This window comes from Pseudoalteromonas sp. 1CM17D (assembly GCF_023161805.1).
Taxonomy (GTDB): domain Bacteria; phylum Pseudomonadota; class Gammaproteobacteria; order Enterobacterales; family Alteromonadaceae; genus Pseudoalteromonas; species Pseudoalteromonas atlantica.
This window is the reverse complement of sequence record NZ_JALNTP010000016.1, coordinates 40,369-58,645: the sequence shown is the minus strand read 5'-3', so window position 1 is coordinate 58,645 and position 18,277 is coordinate 40,369. Positions and strand designations below refer to the sequence as shown.

Sequence of the window (18,277 nt, the reverse complement as noted above, 5' to 3'; positions counted from 1 at the left end):
TCTTAAGTAAAACCTAAGTAAGTTATTGCTGTTGGTCACTCAGTTTCAATTGAGACTCTAAATTTGTTTGCCTCACTTAGTAAACTAAGCTTGGCTGTTAGAACTCAATCCGTACGAGTGCCCACACAGATGATTGCTTTATATTGTTAAAGAACGTTGCGACCTTGTCGCTAGGGATGCGTATAATACACCCTTTATTTTTCGAGTCAACACTTAATTTTAAACTTTCTTTTTAGAAGATTTAAAACCGAAGTTTCACTTAACTCTCTAAGCCGTTGTGCCTTGCTATGCTTCAGCGTTTCCCGTCTCAGTGGGGTCGCATTATAGGGAGATTCGAGCGGGGGTCAATGTTTTATTTCAGCTTTTTGACAAATAAATGAATTTAGTATGAAACGCATACAAATAAAGGCCTACGGGCTGATTTTAGATTAAAAAACGCGCATGTTAAGTCGCTATTTTACAGCTAATATTTGCGCGTTAGAAAAAGCAGTACATTTAGTAATCGCTGTACTGCTTTGTTGGTTTTAATTTGCTGCAATTTGCCATACAGCTATAGAACCTGAGATCTCATTACCGATTATAAGCAGTGGCTCGCCTGTCGCACTTTGTTCGTCAGGTACAAACACCATGCCTTCGGGTGCAAGGTCGCCGGTTATATCTGCCCCTTCTATTACACCACGGTTATAAAAGTAATCTTCAAATTGCACATCGTAAGGGTTGGTAATATCGTAAACCATAATCCCGCCCATGCGCTCAAGACCTATAAAGGCAAAAGTGCGTTCGTCTATCGTACCTATTGTTAGCGCTTCGGGTTCTGCGCCTTTATCATCTGAGCGTGTGTCACCTTCGTTTTCATCTTCATTGTTATTAAAGGCTTCACCATGAACCGATGCGGTAATACGACCTATGTCATCGCCTGAGTCAAATACCACCAGCCCATTACTGTCCCAAATAGTAAATGAGCGTGCACCATAGGCATAAAGCGATTCGTATTGACCGTCGTCATTCGTATCACCTTTTACAGTGCTTACCTTCAAGCGGCCTATATCGTCATCGTCGTTATTTAAGTAGTCAAAATTAGCTGCAAGCGTTAAATCTTCAACACGGCTTTCATCTATATAGGCAAGACAGCCATCATCTTCATCGTAATCTAGGCCGCCCTTTGCTGCGCAGTCTGCTCCATCTGTTACATCAAAGAAGTACTCGCGTGCATCACCTTCATTTGCCGATACTATAAAATTTGCGCCTTTCCAGCTAAAGCTTGAAATTGTATCTGGCTGATACATACCATAAAGCCCTGGGTACGATTTAAAATTAACACCGCCGTCTTTATCTGAGGTATCTATTTGTAAATCTGACCAGTCTTTAAAGCCTAGCGCTTTTAGCTCTACGCTATTATCTTCTAGGTTAATAATAGCGAGACCGTTATTTTCTTGAATTGATACGTAGGCATATTTGTTATCTTTAGAAATGCTGACGTACTCAGGCTCTAAATCCATAGCTACTGTCGTATTTATTACATTTCCGTTAATAGTGCGCCCTGTAGGGTTAGCAAACACAAATCCATCAGACTCAAGTTCAGCTTGCTGACTATTGTAAGTAGTAAAGTCAATATTAGTTGCCGTATCAGCTACTACACCTTCTACTATATTAATTATGCTTACAGAGCCTTCTGGGTCGATACTGTAATCGCCATTAGGTTCACCTTCATTGGCTACAACTACTTTTGTACCGTCGTGGTTAAAAGTCACCATGTCTGGTAAAAAGCCTGCTGGTACATTTTTTATGAAGGCGGGTGCATCGCCGCTTATGTCGTAAAATGCAATTTGACCCGCTTCGCCCACATTTTTAGCAGCCATAGCCACAGCTAGCATTTGGTTGTTTTCATCTATTGCTATGCTGTTTGCATCGCCTGGGGTATTGTCGTTTAAGGTAAGGGTAATGGTTGATGTTAGGTTAGTTGCACTCACTATCCCTTCGTTATCTTGAACAAGGGCCGCCGTATCAAAGGTGTCGGTGGGTATAATATTAACAACGGCTTCATCACCAGAGCTGTTAATGGCGTAAATCCACTTTTTAGATGCTTGATATGCGACTATTTCGGCTGCACCTTCGGGGCTTTGGGCATTAAGTACAGCGCGGCCTACTAAACTTATATTTAACGCAGAGTTTGCATTGGTGCCGTTAGTACCATTTTGACCCGCTGTGCCTTGCTCCCCTTGGATACCTTGTGTGCCGTCTTGGCCGTCATCTCCATCTAGTGAGCAACCCGTTAATATTGATATGAGTGAAAGTGCTATAAGTGACCTTTTTAACATTGTTATTTTCCTTAGTGTGGTATTGAACAAAATAACAACACAAAGGTATGACAAAGCTATGGCACTTTTATTTTCATTAGATTTCGGCAATAAAAAAGCGAGTGTTAAACTCGCTTGCAGCTAAGGAGTAGCTTATTACCCATGAAATCATCTTTGTAGCTAAAAGCTATTTATATTCTCATTACGCCTTTTTCGAGTTTCTTTTATAAACTCTTTTAGCTCATTAACAGAAGGCTCAATACCTTGCTGATTTTTCTTCTCAAACCAATCGACTATATCACTGATTATGACAGAGCCATCTTGTAAGCATAACTCATCGTTTTTTAACCATACATCAGGAGCACGGAATGAAGGTGCTGTATACCAACTACAAAAACTATAGCCACGCTTTTCTATGCTTGATTCTATATAGGTATTAAATGGTATAATTCCAATAGCCAAAAATAAACAAGCGTAAATACCGCTTTGAATGGCTCGTTTTATAGATAACTTAAAACTAAATTTAAACAAAAATTGAATTGCTGCCATAGCAAAATAAAACCAAAATGGAATTAAGGATATTAGCAAAACTTTGCCACTGCTTTCTTTAAAATACAACGGGTCTTCACTACTCATAAAAAGTAATTTATATTCATAATAAAAATTAATACCAATCAGGTAAATAATTACTAAAATAATCAACAACAATAGAATTTTAGAAAAAATTTCATTCTTGTGAGCCTCTTCGTATTGGGGCTCTAATTCTTTCCAAATTAAGAACTTCACTTGCGAGGAGCCTCATTAAAAATAGGTATGGAAAAAAATCTCTTCATAAAATCAACAGGGCTTTCTTTATAAGAGTCCTCTAATTGCTGTATTTGATTATTAATTATAATTTTTTTATCTATAATATTTTTTTCAGCGATTCGAAGGCTTTTAATAACATAATCCACGTATGCTGTAGTATCTGAAAAAAACCAAGCAAATAGAAATCCTACGGATACAACGATAATTAAAGGAGCTATAGCGATACCTGCAATTAAAGTCCCACCCATGGCGATTATAGCTGAGCTTGTAGCAATAGCGGCACCAACTACTGCCATGTCGACCGCAACACCTGCCACTAAGTCATGCCATGTTTTTTGATCGTTTAAGAAATAGTCTGTGGCATGAAATGTCACTGAAATTACTAGAGTGAGTACAAACCCACCCCTCATCGCTTTTGCAGCTTCTAATTTACCGACACCGATAGTAAAAAGTTTGGGGTTGCTTGCTAAATAACGAGTACCCGTTAAATGAGCGCTGATACCAGGGTAAGAAGTCATTATAATAGCGGGGGAACCATTATAAACTTTAATTTTAAACTTACCGAAAACATTACCTTGGCGCTGCATTGCAGCCGCTATAATGGCTAATGCCTTCACATCATTAAATAAAGGATAGAGTCCACCTCCAGTCTTTAATGAATCTTTAATTCGTTTCCATTTACTTGATAGTGAATTGTGCTCTTCCAGTAACTCATCAAGCCAATCAACCACTTCTGAACGAGATTTACCTTGCTTCATCTTTACAGAAATAATGTAGTCTACAAACTCTGCTGAGTTCATTTGGATAAGAGTGTGATTATTACCTGATAGTATGTTTTTGATTTGATTTTGGCGCTGCCTTTCGGCGACAGCACGACGAGCATATGCAGACATAAGACTTCCTTGAGTGTAATTTTTAATCCGTTAACTATAAGTTTAAATAACAGTCAAAATTTAAGCAATAAAAAGCGAGTGTTAAACTCGCTGTAATTATTTAATAAGTAATGATCGTTGCTATTTTTTAACTGGGCGTTTCCAGCCCGTTAAATTACGCTGTTTAGAACGTGCTATTGCAAGCTGCTCATCTTCAACGGTACTGGTGATCACAGAGCCTGCACCTACAGTTGCTGTTGTACCAATATTTACAGGAGCAACAAGTGATGAATTTGAACCAATAAAGGCGTTATCACCAATAATGGTTTTTGCTTTATTAACTCCATCGTAGTTACAGGTAATAGTACCCGCGCCTATATTCACTTTTTCACCAATTTCAGCATCGCCTAAGTAACTTAAGTGGTTTGCTTTAGAGCCTTTACCTAAGCGGGTTTTTTTCATCTCTACAAAATTACCAATGTGCGAGTCTTCTTCCATTACCGCACCAGGGCGCAGGCGTGCATAAGGCCCCAGCGTACATTTAGCCGCTACGCTTGCATCTTCAATTAGGGTATTCGCTTTTATTACAACGTTATCGCCTATGGTACAGTTTTTAAGTACGCAGTTAGGGCCAATTTGTACGTTATTGCCTAGGGTTACATTACCTTCAAAAATAACGTTTATATCAATTAATACGTCTTCGCCTGTTTTAACATTGCCACGTACATCAATACGAGCAGGGTCGGCTAGGGTGGCGCCATTTAACATTAGCTCTTCTGCTTGCCATGCTTGATAAGCACGCTCTAAGCCTGCAAGTTGTACGCGGTTGTTTGCGCCTTCAACTTCCATTGCATGATCGGGCTGTGCTGAGGTGATTTCTACACCTTCACTGTGCGCCATAGCAACGATATCTGTAAGGTAGTATTCGCCTTGCGCATTATTGTTAGATAGATTGCCTAACCATGTTTTTAAAAGCTTGCCGTTAACCGCCATAATGCCGGTGTTTACTTCGCTGATAAGTAGCTGCTCAGCGCTTGCATCTTTTTGCTCAATAATACCTACAAGCTTGCCCTCTTCTCGTAGCATACGGCCATAGCCATTTGGGTTAGCCAAGGTTACTGTGAGTACTGCTAAGCCATTTTCAGGGGTTGCAGCTAATAAGCGCTCAAGTGTTGATTGCTTTGTAAGGGGTACATCGCCGTATAAAACAAGTACAGTGTCGTCATCATTAATATGAGGGCTTGCTTGTGCTACTGCGTGGCCAGTACCAAGTTGTTCTGCTTGCAGTACCCAGTTTACGTCGTTATCGGCAAGTTGTTGTAATAGTTCGCCGCCATGCCCGTAAACTAAATTAGTGGTGGTTGCACCAAGTGCCTTTGCGTTATCTATAACATGCTGCACCATAGGTTTACCTGCCACTTTATGCAGTACTTTTGGTAGAGTCGAGCGCATACGAGTACCTTTACCCGCAGCAAGAATTACTGTTGTTAGAGCCATTAAAACAATTTCCTTTTTCCGTTGTTTTAGTGAGGAGTTAATGAAAGTAGCTTAACTAGATTACGCATGTCACTCCATGTATACATACTCAGCCGTATTATAAAAAATAATGACTGAATCTATGATAAACAAACTATTCATAATAATTACACTTATTGTAACTAGCTTTGCTAACCGATATAAGTGCAAAGCCAAATTACAGGCACAAAAAAGCCCACATAACGTGGGCTTTTAAAAACCGGATAGGCTTACTTTTTACGTAATTGCTGAATTACGCGAAGTTGTGCAATAGCTTCTGCTAGTTGCATAGCTGCTTTTTGATAATCAAATTCAGCTGCTGACGCATTAGCCATTTGGCTTTCTGCGTCACGCTTAGCTTGCTCTGCGGCTTGCTCGTCTAGGTCTTCACCACGAACAGCTGTATCAGCAAGTACGGTTACTATGTTCGGTTGAACTTCTAGTGTACCGCCAGCAATATAGATCAGTTCTTCTTCACCATGTTGCTTAACTAAACGTACCATACCAGGTTTAAGGGCAGTTAGTAGTGGGGCGTGACCGGCATTAACACCAAGCTCACCTTCACTACCAGATACTTGAATCGATTCAACTAGACCAGAGAACAAGCTCTGCTCTGCGCTTACTACGTCAAGATGTACAGTCATAGCTGCCATACTACCCTCCTAATTACATGCTTTTAGCTTTTTCTTGAGCTTCTTCGATAGAGCCAACCATGTAGAACGCTTGCTCTGGAAGGTCATCAAATTCACCGCTTAGAATGCCTTTAAAGCCAGCAATTGTGTCTTTTAGTGAAACATATTTACCTGGCGCACCTGTAAATACCTCTGCCACGAAGAATGGCTGAGATAGGAAACGCTGGATTTTACGTGCACGAGATACAAGTTGCTTATCTTCGTCAGAAAGCTCGTCCATACCTAGGATAGCAATGATGTCTTTAAGTTCTTTGTAACGCTGAAGAACTGTTTGAACGCCACGTGCTGTATCGTAGTGCTCTTGACCAATTACTAATGGGTCAAGTTGACGTGAAGATGAATCAAGTGGGTCTACCGCTGGGTAGATACCAAGTGATGCGATATCACGTGAAAGTACTACTGTTGCATCTAAGTGAGCAAAGGTAGTTGCTGGAGATGGATCCGTTAAATCATCCGCAGGTACGTATACCGCTTGGATTGATGTAATTGAACCTGTCTTCGTTGAAGCGATACGCTCTTGAAGTACACCCATTTCTTCAGCAAGTGTAGGCTGGTAACCTACCGCTGATGGCATACGACCAAGAAGTGCAGATACTTCTGTACCAGCAAGCGTGTAACGGTAGATGTTATCTACGAAGAAAAGTACATCGCGACCTTCGTCACGGAACTTCTCAGCCATAGTAAGACCAGTTAACGCTACGCGTAAACGGTTACCAGGAGGCTCGTTCATCTGACCGTATACAAGCGATACTTTATCAAGTACGTTTGAATCGTTCATCTCATGGTAGAAATCGTTACCCTCACGAGTACGCTCACCAACACCTGCGAATACTGAGTAGCCGCTGTGCTCGATTGCGATGTTACGGATAAGTTCCATCATGTTTACGGTTTTACCTACACCGGCACCACCGAATAAACCAACTTTACCACCTTTAGCAAATGGACATACAAGGTCGATTACCTTGATACCAGTTTCTAAAAGTTCTACTGAACTTGATTGCTCTTCGTATGAAGGCGCTGCACGGTGAATAGACATACGGTCTTCTTCGCCGATTGGGCCAGCTTCATCGATTGGCTCACCAAGTACGTTCATGATACGACCAAGCGTTGCTTTACCAACTGGAACTTGAATCGCTTCACCTGTATTTTCTACCGCTGCGCCACGACGTAAACCGTCAGTAGTACCTAGTGCGATAGTACGAACAACACCGCCACCTAGCTGTTGTTGAACTTCTAAAGTCAAACCAGCTAAATCGCCATCTGTTACTTTTAGCGCGTCATATACGGCTGGCACGTTGTCTTGAGAAAACTCAATATCCACAACGGCACCGATAATTTGGACGACCTTACCTAAACTCATGTCTATTCCTCTCGTTAATCTTTGCCTGAAGCATTAAACTGCGGCTGAACCAGAAACAATCTCACTAATTTCTTGTGTGATTGCCGCTTGGCGGGCCTTGTTATAAACAAGCTGTAACTCATCCATAAGGTCGCCGGCATTATCTGTTGCAGCTTTCATTGCAACCATACGGGCAGCCTGTTCAGAGGCAGCGTTCTCAACCACACCTTGGTATACCTGAGACTCAACAAAGCGTACAAGCAAAGACTCTAATATAGCGTCTGGGCCTGGCTCGTATAAGTAGTCCCATGTGTGGGCAGATACTTCTTCTTCAGCTTTTGGCAAAGGGAGTAACTGGTCAATTGTTGGTTCTTGCTTCATGGTATTAACGAAGTTGTTATATACCAGGAATAAACGGTCAATTTTACCTTCTGAGAATGCATCTAGCATAATTTTTACAGGACCAATTACGTCTTGTACTGAAGGCTTATCTCCAAGGCCTGCTTTTTTAGCAAGCACTTGACCGCCAAAACGTTGAAAGAAGCTAGCAGCTTTGCTACCTAAAGTTGCAAACTCAGCGTCCACACCTTTTTCTTTCCACGCTTTAATGTCTAATGCAACTTTTTTAAACTCATTTGAGTTTAAGCCGCCACATAGACCACGGTCTGTAGAGATAACAATATAACCAACTCGTTTTACTTCACGTTCTTCTAAGAACGGGTGAGTAAAATCAAGATTTGCTTGAGCAACACGACCAATTACTTTGCGTAATTTGTCAGCGTATGGACGGCTTGAAGCCACTCGTTCTTGCGCCTTTTTCATTTTAGACGCAGCAACCATTTCCATTGCGCTAGTGATCTTTTGAGTATTTTTAATACTCCCGATCTTGCTTTTAATCTCTTTTCCGCTGGCCATGACTCTCTCTCCGAATCAAGGTGTGCTTTAGTAAACTAAAGCGCACCATTAATAACTAAATTACCAAGTTTGCGTAGACTTGAACTTCTCAAGAAGTTCTTTAAGCTGCGCTTCGATCTCGGCGTTGTAGTTACCAGTTTCATTGATTTGAGCCACAAGCTCTGCGTATGTGCTACTTGCATAAGAAAGTAAAGCTGCTTCGAAATCCATAATTTTAGAGATTTCGATATCTTTAAGATAACCTTTCTCAGCTGCAAATAACGACAAAGACATTTCAGCAACAGACATTGGTGCGTACTGTTTCTGCTTCATTAGCTCTGTTACACGCTCACCATGCTCAAGTTGAGCACGAGTTGCATCATCAAGGTCAGACGCGAACTGCGAGAACGCAGCTAATTCACGGTACTGAGCTAGGGCTAGACGGATACCGCCACCTAGTTTCTTAACGATTTTAGTTTGTGCAGCACCACCAACACGCGATACCGAGATACCAGCATTTACTGCCGGACGGATACCTGAGTTGAATAAGTCAGTTTCTAAGAAGATCTGACCATCGGTGATAGAGATAACGTTTGTCGGTACGAACGCAGAAACGTCGCCGCCTTGAGTTTCAATGATTGGCAATGCCGTCAATGAACCAGTTTGTCCTTTCACTTCACCGTTAGTGAACTTTTCAACGTAATCAGCGTTTACACGCGATGCACGCTCTAAAAGACGCGAGTGAAGGTAGAATACGTCACCTGGGTATGCTTCACGACCTGGTGGACGCTTAAGTAGTAATGAGATTTGACGGTAAGCAACAGCTTGCTTAGATAAATCATCATATACGATTAATGCGTTTTCACCACGGTCACGGAAGTATTCACCCATAGTACAGCCCGAGAACGGTGCTAAGTACTGAAGTGCCGCAGACTCAGAAGCAGATGCTACAACTACGATAGTATTTGCAAGTGCACCGTGCTCTTCTAATTTACGTACTACGTTAGCAATAGTAGATGCTTTTTGGCCAACCGCTACGTACACACACTTAACGCCTGTGTTCTTTTGGTTGATGATTGCATCGATTGCTAGTGCAGTTTTACCTGTTTGGCGGTCACCGATAACAAGCTCACGCTGACCACGACCAACTGGAATCATCGCATCAATAGATTTGTAACCAGTTTGAACTGGCTCATCTACAGATTGACGCTCGATTACACCTGGTGCAATTTTTTCTACAGGTTCAAAACCGTCGTTATCTAAAGCGCCTTTACCGTCGATAGGAGCACCTAGTGTGTTTACAACACGACCAAGTAAGCCAGCACCAACAGGAACTTCTAAGATACGACCAGTTGTGTATACTTTTACGCCTTCAGTAAGGTCAGCGTAAGGACCCATAACTACTGCACCAATTGAGTCACGCTCAAGGTTTAGTGCGATAGCATAACGGTTGCCTGGAAGCTCAATCATCTCACCTTGCATACAGTCAGCTAGACCGTGGATGCGGATGATACCGTCAGTAACAGATACGATAGTACCTTCGTTACGAGCTTCACTTACAACTTCGAACTGCTCAATACGTTGTTTGATCAGATCTGAAATTTCAGTGGAATTAAGTTGCATGCTCTTTTTCCCAATTACGATTGTAGTGTTGTGGCTAAGCGGTTTAATTTACCGCGTACTGAGCCGTCGATTACAGTGTCACCCGCCTTAATAATAAGGCCGCCAACAACTGCAGCGTCTTCACTACAATTCAGCTTAACTTTGCGTGCGAAACGTTTTTCAAGTGTCGCTACCAATGACTCTTGCTGCGCTGCAGCAAGAGGGGTTGCCGAAATCACATCTACGTCGATTTCTTTGTCATACTCTGCTTTAAACGCAGCGAATAACTGAGCAACCTCAGGCAGTGCAATCAAACGTCCATTTTCAGCCATCACCTTAACTAGGTTCTGACCTTGTTCGTTGAGCTGCTCAGCACATAAGTTAATAAATAACTCAGCTTGTGCAGTAGCAGTAGGCAATCCAGATAGAATGGCTGATGCTTGTTCATTGCTGGCAACTTCGCCTGCAAAAAACAACATGTCATTCCAGCTTTCAATTGTGCCTTTTTCAACGGCAAGTTCAAAAGCCGCTTTAGCGTATGGGCGAGCGATAGTAGTCAATTCAGACATGCTCATACCCTCCTAATTACAGCTCAGCGACAAGTTTTTCAACGATGTCACTATGTGCGGCTTGATTGATTTCACGCTCTAAAATTCTTTCAGCGCCAACCACTGCCAGAGTTGCTACTTGCTTACGTAGCTCTTCTGTTACACGGTTACGCTCTGATTCAATTTCAGAGTGCCCTTGAGCAATAATTTTTTCACGCTCTTCTTGTCCACGAACAGTTTCTTCGTCAACAATAAGCACGGCACGCTTTTTAGCTTGTTCAATGATATCAGCCGCTTGAGCTTTTGCATCTTTAAGCTGTTCTGCAGCTTTTTGTTGCGCAAGTTCTAAGTCTTTTTCGGCTCTATCAGAGGCAGCTAAACCATCTTCAATTTTCTTCTGGCGAGACTCAATTGCATCATTAAGTGGTGGCCATACATATTTCATACAAAATAGTACAAACACCGTAAACGCAATTAATTCACCGATAAGAGTGGCTGTTATGTTCACGACCGCTCCTCCTTAAAATAGTAAGCTGTTCAAAAAATAAAATTAAAGTACGAACAGGATTACCATTGCGATACCAACACCGATCATTGCTACCGCATCGATTAGACCAGCTAGGATGAACATCTTAACTTGTAATGAAGGTGCAAGTTCAGGCTGACGCGCACATGCTTCTAGGAATTTACCACCCATGTTACCGAAGCCGATAGCAGTACCGATTGCACCGAAGCCGATAAGTAAAGCAACTGCGATGTACTTAAGACCTAATACTAGTTCCATTTTTTTCTCCAAAGTTTCAATTGTTAAAGTTAAATATAAAAAGTGTATAAATTAGTGATTGTCTGAACTTGCCATGCTTAGGTAAACAATGGTTAGCATCATAAATACGAATGCTTGTAACACGATTACTAAGATATGGAATACAGCCCAAACAAAGTGCAACGGAAGTTGCATTAAACCAACTGCGCCGATAAGTATGAATATCAATTCACCAGCGTATAAGTTACCGAATAAACGCAGTGCTAACGAGAAAGGCTTAGACACTAGAGCGATTGTTTCTAGTAATAAATTACAAGGAATTAAGAAAATCATAGCCACTTTGCTATTAGAGCTAAACGGGTGAAGTGTAAGCTCTTTAATGAAGCCACCAACCCCTTTAATTTTAATAGAGTAACCAATCATCAGAATAAACACACCCAATGCTAATGCAGCAGTTAAGTTTATGTCTGTGGTAGGTACAATTTTCATGTAAACGTCGTGTGAGTCCATGCCAAAGGCTTGTTCACCAACAAAACCAGCAAGTGCAGGTAAGAAATCAACTGGGATTAAATCCATTAAGTTCATTAAGAACACCCAAACAAAAATTGTTAAGGCTAATGGAGCAATTAATTTGCTTTTACCGTGGTAAGTGTCACGTACGTTGTCACCAACGAACTCAACAATCATTTCAATAAAACATTGAAATTTACCCGGTACTCCGGTGTGTGCTTTCTTTGCGGCGCTTCGGAAGGTCCATAAAAATAATAGACCAAGTCCGATTGACCATGCGAGGGTATCTATATTCCATGTCCAGAAACCACTGTCTGCACACGCTTTGTTGAAGGCAAGACCTGAGTCGGTCATACACATCTTAGCGTTTGTTAAGTGATGCTGGATATGGCTTGATATAGTAACTTCTTCTGCAGCCATGTTATATCCCAAAAGTTAATGTTTAAAAAAAACGGGTGCAAACAATCCGGTAAAGAGCACAAATACGTAAACACAAAAAAACGGCACTAAAACGACCGTGGTTGACTTGAGTATCAGTGCAAACAATACGATTGTTAGCATAAATTTTAATCCGTTACCGCGTTTTAACGAGGTATACGCTTGATTTGCTTTGCTTGCACCCATATATCTGAATGCATAAAGCGCAAATACTAGGTGGGGAAGTATTGCTACGCTGCTACCGGCAAGTGCTGATACGCTGGCGTTTACTCCCCAACCAACAAAAATAATTACTGCAGCTACAAGTGCTACGATACCCTGAAGACAAATTAATTTAAATGCGGCAAGCCTATAAGGTCTTGCTAACTTATTAGTCACGTTTAGTTAACCTTTATGGCGTTCTAATTGTTAGGGTGTGAAAACTGGCGAAATTATACTTAATCCTACCAGTTTTGCAACTTGAGTAGACGCTTTGTAACACAAAATAGCTACAAATGTCTCTTATCGGACATGTAAAATTTTAATGGTCGGTATTGCTGTGATTTATACGATTTAAAATGCCATCAAGCTCATCTAAATTGGTGTAAGAAATAACCAACTTACCTTTGCCTTTCGCGTTATAATTTATTTCTACTTTAGCCCCTAAGTTGTCGGCTAATTTTTGCTCTAAGCGCTTAACATCTGGGTCTTTTTCAGGTGCTTCTTTAGCAGCAACCGGCTCTAAAATTGAGCGTACTAACTTTTCGGTTTCGCGCACAGTTAGCGCTTTAGCTACGGCTAATCTTGCAGCGTCAGATTGTGCTTCACCTTCAAGAGCTAATAAACAGCGTGCGTGGCCCATTTCTATGTCGCCATGCTCTAACAGAATTTTAACATCACTATTTAAATTGTTTAATCGTAGTAAATTGGTCACGGTAGTGCGCGACTTACCCACCGCATCGGCAACTTGCTGGTGCGTTAATTCAAATTCATTCAATAATCTGTTTAAAGCGATAGCTTCTTCCATTGCGTTTAAATCTTCACGCTGAATATTTTCTATCAGCGCAATAGCAACGGCGGCTTCATCTGGCACATCTTTTACAATACAAGGTACACTTTCAAGCTTTGCTATTTGTGCAGCACGCCAACGGCGCTCACCGGCTATTATTTCAAAGCTATTTTCTGCAACTGGGCGCACCACAATTGGCTGAATAATGCCTTGAGAGCGGATAGAGCTTGCTAACTCCTCAAGCGCTTCTTCAGACATATCTTTACGAGGCTGGTATTTTCCTGAGTGTAAAAACTCAATAGGCAGCTTTTGCAATTCATTCGCAACGGGCTGTGCTGCAGTTTGTACAGCTTCAGTCACATTTACTGTGTCTTGTTCCTTGCTTGAGCTCGGCGCTGGTTTTGATGAACTTAAAAGGGCATCGAGTCCTCGGCCTAAACCTCGTTTTTTAGCAGACATGTTATTTTTTTACCTTAAAGTTAGGCGACTACCGGCGCTGTTTTTTCTTTTCTGCGTAGCATTTCGCCCGCAAGTGCTAAGTAGGCTTTTGCGCCACTTGATGCGCGGTCGTAGTACATTGCTGGTGCACCAAAACTAGGTGCCTCGGCGAGACGCACATTACGTGGGATCACGGTGCGGTATACTTTATCGCCAAAATGTTGTTTTAATTGTTCTGATACATCATTTGCTAATCGATTGCGCGGATCGTACATAGTACGAAGAATGCCTTCAATTTGTAAGTTAGGGTTAACTAACTTTGCAAGTTGCGTAATAGTGTCCATTAATGCGGTTAACCCTTCAAGCGCATAATATTCACATTGCATAGGTACTAAAATAGAATCAGCAGCAGCCATGGCGTTTACTGTTAACATATTTAGTGAAGGCGGGCAGTCGATAAAAATAAATTCGTATTTATCTTGTATTTTTTCAAGCGCATTACGAAGGCGTACTTCGCGTGCAAACAATTCCATTAACTTTACTTCGGCTGCGGTTACATCGCCGTTGGCCGCTATCATATGATACTCACCCGAGGTTTCAGTGATTATCACCTCATCCATTGGTTTTTCTTCAATGAGTAAATCGTAAATGGTGGCGACATCGCCATATTTGTCTACACCGCTACCCATCGTAGCGTTGCCTTGGGGGTCGAGATCTATTAACAGCACTTTACGCTTCGTTGCAGCCATAGATGCAGCGAGATTAACAGCCGTTGTTGTTTTACCAACGCCGCCTTTTTGATTTGCTAATGCGATGACTTTTGCCACTATGTCTCTGATCCCTAGTCTTTAGAAAGAATAATTAAATGTCGTTGTGCATCAAGCTCAGGCACTACTAGCGAGATTTTATCTTCAAATTTTACCCCCTCAGGAAGCGACTCTAGCTCTTCACTAGGAAACACACCTTTAAGCGCTATAAATTTGCCTGAGTGATCAATTAAGTGTGAACACCAATCAACCATATCTTGCAGTGAAGCAAACGCACGACTTAGTACGCCATCTAATTTAACACTTGGTTGATATTCTTCAACTCTTGACTGCACAGGGGTGACATTATTTAGCCCGAGCTCGTGTTTAACTTGCATTAAAAAGCGAACACGTTTGCCTAAGCTATCAAGCAATACAAATTGCGTATCAGGTAGTGCAATAGCTAATACAATACCTGGTAAGCCAGGACCTGTGCCTACATCAATATAATGATGACCGGGTAAATGAGGTGCAACAACTAAGCTATCCATAATGTGCTTAATCATCATTTCTTCTGGTAAGCGTACAGACGTTAAATTATACGCTTTGTTCCATTTGTTTAGTAACTCAACGTATTTAACTAATTGCTGTTGTTGTTTTTCAGTTAGCGCAATATCAGTTTGCGCTAACAATGTTGTTAATTGTTGCTGTAACACAGTTTACCTTTACCATTACGCAGTTTTGCGTAATAAGCCTTGCTTCTTCAGATACACTAATAATAGCGAAATCGCCGCTGGGGTGATACCAGAAATACGAGAAGCTTGGCCAATAGTGTCTGGACGCGCATCCGTTAGCTTAGCAACTACCTCGTTTGATAAACCCGATACCGTTGAGTAATCGAACTCTTTAGGCAAAATGGTTTCTTCATGACGAAGCTGTTTATTGATCTCATCTTGCTGGCGCGCAATGTAGCCTGCGTATTTAGTATGGATCTCAACTTGTTCAAGTGCAGCTTGGTTTGTAAACTCAGATCCAAGCCCATCAATAGCCATTAAGTCGTCGTAACGAATTTCTGGACGACGAAGTAGATCCTCTAAACTTGCTTCACGAGTAAGCGGTGTTTTTAATAAAGCGTTTACTTGATCAACCACAGCATGATCTTTATGGATCCAGGTTTCTTTAATACGCTGTTTCTCTTTTTCGATCACTTCCATTTTTTCGTTAAATGCCTGCCAGCGCTCATCGTTAACTAAACCAAGTTCACGGCCTTTTTCTGTTAAGCGAATATCAGCGTTATCTTCACGCAATAATAAACGGTATTCCGCACGGCTAGTAAACATACGGTACGGTTCTTTTGTACCAAGCGTCGCTAAGTCGTCTATTAGTACGCCCACATACGCTTCATCACGACGTGGAGTCCATGCATCTTTGCCTTGTACTTGTAAAGCGGCGTTCATGCCGGCAATTAAACCTTGTGCACCGGCTTCTTCGTAACCAGTAGTACCATTTATTTGGCCTGCAAAAAATAATCCGTCTATAAATTTGGTTTCTAATGATTGTTTTAAATCACGTGGGTCAAAGAAATCATATTCAATAGCATAACCAGGACGACAAATATGTGCGTTTTCAAAACCATCTATCGATTGCACAATTTGTAACTGCACATCAAAAGGTAAGCTGGTTGAAATACCGTTAGGGTAAAGCTCGTACGATGTTAAACCTTCAGGCTCTACAAATATTTGGTGCTTGTCTTTATCAGCAAAGCGCACAATTTTATCTTCTATTGAAGGGCAGTAACGTGGTCCTATACCTTCAATTACGCCAGAGTACATAGGCGAGCGATGTAAATTATTACGAATAACCTCATGGGTTTTTTCGTTTGTGTAGGTGATATAACACGGTATTTGCTGTGGGTGATCGCTTTGTTTACCAATAAACGAAAATACCGGTGTAGGCGCATCACCTGGTTGTTCTTGCATCTTGCTAAAATCAACTGTACGGGCATCAATACGTGGTGGAGTACCTGTTTTTAAACGGTCTACTCTAAAAGGTAACTCACGTAAACGATCAGCAAGTGCAATTGAAGGGGGATCGCCTGCACGACCACCTTTAAAATTCTCTAAACCAATATGTATTTGGCCACCTAAGAAAGTTCCTACGGTTAATACAACACTAGGTGCGCTAAAACGTAATCCCATTTGGGTTACTACGCCAACAACTTTGTCGTTTTCAACGATAAGATCATCACACGATTGTTGAAATATTTTTAGGTTTTCTTGGTTTTGTAATGTGTTTTGAATTGCAGCTTTGTACAAAGCGCGATCTGCTTGTGCTCGAGTTGCACGAACAGCAGGTCCCTTTGAAGAATTTAAGGTACGAAATTGAATACCGCCTTTATCAATAGCTTGTGCCATAGCACCGCCTAGCGCATCAATTTCTTTAACCAAATGGCCTTTGCCTATGCCACCAATTGCAGGGTTGCAAGACATTTGACCAAGTGTATCCATATTATGAGTTAGCAGCAGGGTATTCATCCCCATACGTGCAGCAGCCAATGAGGCTTCAGTGCCTGCATGTCCACCACCTACTACGATAACGTCAAACTTTTCGTGAAAAATCATTAATGGGATCCTACTTAATCAAACCAGTAAACTTCAAAAGGGAGCGTATTCTACCTAGAAATTAGCAGAAGATAAATGATTAAACAGTGGGCAAGATCTAAGTCACTGATCACTTATAATATAAAGGATCTTTTAAAGAGATCTTTTAATACTATTACTACTAGTGATCGGGTTTTCTGTTGATAAGCTCTATTTATTCATTTAAAACATAAAATTAGATCAGATCTAAAGGTGTTAATATGATCGGATCATCAGGCAAATAAGCTCTGATCAAAAAGGGGGTTTATACACAGCCCAATATCGATTGGATCTTATCCCATGGATAAGCATGCTTAAAAACGCAGTTTGATCAGCGGTTATCCACAAAAGCTATTAAATTATTAGTAAATTGTGGGTAACTTTGTTTATGCATTTTAATCGATCACATTACTTTAATTGTGTTTTCTCTATCCACGAGTCTAACCACTCTAGGGCGGTATCTTCGGGTAATGCCTCATCAAGAATATTTAATTCAAGCCTTGGCGCTATGCATATTGCGCCTTTGCTGGCCATTAAACTATTTATATTACGCCCAGCAAGGTTATAGGTGTCGTAGCTGGTATCGCCTAAGCCAATGACTGAATATTTAATTGCAGATAAGTCACTTTGCTGATTTAGCTGCTCAATAAATGGTAAAAGGTTGTCGGGGTAATCGCCCGCGCCATAGGTCGATGTGCATATAAGCCAGATTGTATTGTGTTGATCAATATCAGATAAATTAGGTTGATCATGTAGTTCAGCACTTATACCTTGGTTATTTAACTCATCACATAGTTGCTCTGCTACATATTCTGCAGATCCCATTTGACTACCAACGATTATATTTACAGAACTCATATTTAAACTGATCACACTTTACTTATTTGCCCGCTATGATAACTGAGTTAGCCTTGCAGTAAAGAAAACCTTTGTAATTTTGTATAACTATTTTTGAGTTGTTTTTACTCTTTGTTGCAATCGCTTATATAAGTTATTGAATATAAATGAATTAACAAAAACTATTTAAATGTAATCTTCTGATCAAGTTGTTGATAAGGTTGGGGAAAGCTCTGCTTAACTAGTATGTTTTGTTGATCTAAATAAAGCTAAGTCATTGATTTTTTATTATAAGTGAGGCCACCAGCCCACGTTTTTATATAGCTAAGCTGTTGTTGATCATAATGTGGAT

Annotated in this window: 18 protein-coding genes; all 18 read right to left on the bottom strand. The window is 41.0% G+C overall.

Annotated features, from left to right (window positions below):
- Positions 1–524: 524 nt before the first annotated feature.
- Entirely contained in the window at positions 525–2,318 is a 1,794-nt protein-coding gene (locus MSC25_RS19170; protein ID WP_248444344.1) for a choice-of-anchor I family protein, read from the bottom strand.
- A 159-nt stretch (positions 2,319–2,477) separates the two neighbouring features.
- Positions 2,478–3,083 (bottom strand): DUF1240 domain-containing protein, encoded by a 606-nt coding sequence (locus MSC25_RS19165; protein WP_248444343.1) that lies wholly within the window; start codon positions 3,081–3,083, stop codon positions 2,478–2,480.
- On the bottom strand, positions 3,080–3,997 hold the full coding sequence (locus MSC25_RS19160; protein ID WP_248444341.1) for a hypothetical protein: 918 nt from the start codon (positions 3,995–3,997) through the stop codon (positions 3,080–3,082). The genes MSC25_RS19165 and MSC25_RS19160 overlap by 4 nt, the downstream gene beginning before the upstream one ends.
- A 120-nt stretch (positions 3,998–4,117) precedes the next feature.
- The gene (gene glmU, locus MSC25_RS19155; protein WP_248444339.1) at positions 4,118–5,473 is read right to left on the bottom strand and encodes a bifunctional UDP-N-acetylglucosamine diphosphorylase/glucosamine-1-phosphate N-acetyltransferase GlmU; all 1,356 of its coding nucleotides are present in this window, start codon (positions 5,471–5,473) and stop codon (positions 4,118–4,120) included.
- Positions 5,474–5,721: 248 nt separating this feature from the next.
- Positions 5,722–6,144 carry a F0F1 ATP synthase subunit epsilon gene (locus tag MSC25_RS19150; RefSeq protein ID WP_004588077.1) on the bottom strand — a complete coding sequence of 141 codons (423 nt, stop codon included), beginning with the start codon at positions 6,142–6,144 and terminating at the stop codon, positions 5,722–5,724.
- 13 nt (positions 6,145–6,157) lie between these two features.
- Entirely contained in the window at positions 6,158–7,543 is a 1,386-nt protein-coding gene (gene atpD / locus MSC25_RS19145; RefSeq protein WP_004588076.1) for a F0F1 ATP synthase subunit beta, read from the bottom strand.
- Between the two features lie 33 nt (positions 7,544–7,576).
- Entirely contained in the window at positions 7,577–8,437 is an 861-nt protein-coding gene (gene atpG / locus MSC25_RS19140) for a F0F1 ATP synthase subunit gamma (RefSeq protein WP_004588075.1), read from the bottom strand.
- A 60-nt stretch (positions 8,438–8,497) separates the two neighbouring features.
- Entirely contained in the window at positions 8,498–10,039 is a 1,542-nt protein-coding gene (gene atpA, locus MSC25_RS19135; RefSeq protein ID WP_004588074.1) for a F0F1 ATP synthase subunit alpha, read from the bottom strand.
- A 14-nt stretch (positions 10,040–10,053) separates the two neighbouring features.
- Positions 10,054–10,587: a F0F1 ATP synthase subunit delta gene (atpH, locus tag MSC25_RS19130; RefSeq protein ID WP_248444337.1), complete on the bottom strand. Its 534-nt coding sequence runs from the start codon at positions 10,585–10,587 to the stop codon at positions 10,054–10,056.
- Between the two features lie 16 nt (positions 10,588–10,603).
- The gene (atpF, locus tag MSC25_RS19125) at positions 10,604–11,074 is read right to left on the bottom strand and encodes a F0F1 ATP synthase subunit B (protein ID WP_004588072.1); all 471 of its coding nucleotides are present in this window, start codon (positions 11,072–11,074) and stop codon (positions 10,604–10,606) included.
- Between the two features lie 42 nt (positions 11,075–11,116).
- A complete protein-coding gene (gene atpE, locus MSC25_RS19120; protein WP_004588071.1) occupies positions 11,117–11,350 on the bottom strand; it encodes a F0F1 ATP synthase subunit C in 234 nt (77 codons plus the stop codon).
- A gap of 51 nt (positions 11,351–11,401) precedes the next feature.
- Positions 11,402–12,259 (bottom strand): F0F1 ATP synthase subunit A, encoded by an 858-nt coding sequence (gene atpB / locus MSC25_RS19115; RefSeq protein ID WP_004588070.1) that lies wholly within the window; start codon positions 12,257–12,259, stop codon positions 11,402–11,404.
- Between the two features lie 15 nt (positions 12,260–12,274).
- Positions 12,275–12,655 carry an ATP synthase subunit I gene (locus MSC25_RS19110; RefSeq protein ID WP_024032126.1) on the bottom strand — a complete coding sequence of 127 codons (381 nt, stop codon included), beginning with the start codon at positions 12,653–12,655 and terminating at the stop codon, positions 12,275–12,277.
- A 142-nt stretch (positions 12,656–12,797) separates the two neighbouring features.
- Positions 12,798–13,724 (bottom strand): ParB/RepB/Spo0J family partition protein, encoded by a 927-nt coding sequence (locus MSC25_RS19105; RefSeq protein ID WP_004588068.1) that lies wholly within the window; start codon positions 13,722–13,724, stop codon positions 12,798–12,800.
- Between the two features lie 20 nt (positions 13,725–13,744).
- On the bottom strand, positions 13,745–14,530 hold the full coding sequence (locus MSC25_RS19100) for a ParA family protein (RefSeq protein WP_004588067.1): 786 nt from the start codon (positions 14,528–14,530) through the stop codon (positions 13,745–13,747).
- Between the two features lie 14 nt (positions 14,531–14,544).
- A complete protein-coding gene (gene rsmG, locus MSC25_RS19095; RefSeq protein ID WP_004588066.1) occupies positions 14,545–15,165 on the bottom strand; it encodes a 16S rRNA (guanine(527)-N(7))-methyltransferase RsmG in 621 nt (206 codons plus the stop codon).
- 15 nt (positions 15,166–15,180) lie between these two features.
- The gene (mnmG, locus tag MSC25_RS19090; RefSeq protein WP_054983815.1) at positions 15,181–17,070 is read right to left on the bottom strand and encodes a tRNA uridine-5-carboxymethylaminomethyl(34) synthesis enzyme MnmG; all 1,890 of its coding nucleotides are present in this window, start codon (positions 17,068–17,070) and stop codon (positions 15,181–15,183) included.
- A 426-nt stretch (positions 17,071–17,496) separates the two neighbouring features.
- Entirely contained in the window at positions 17,497–17,946 is a 450-nt protein-coding gene (gene mioC / locus MSC25_RS19085) for an FMN-binding protein MioC (protein WP_248444336.1), read from the bottom strand.
- Positions 17,947–18,277 lie beyond the last annotated feature (331 nt).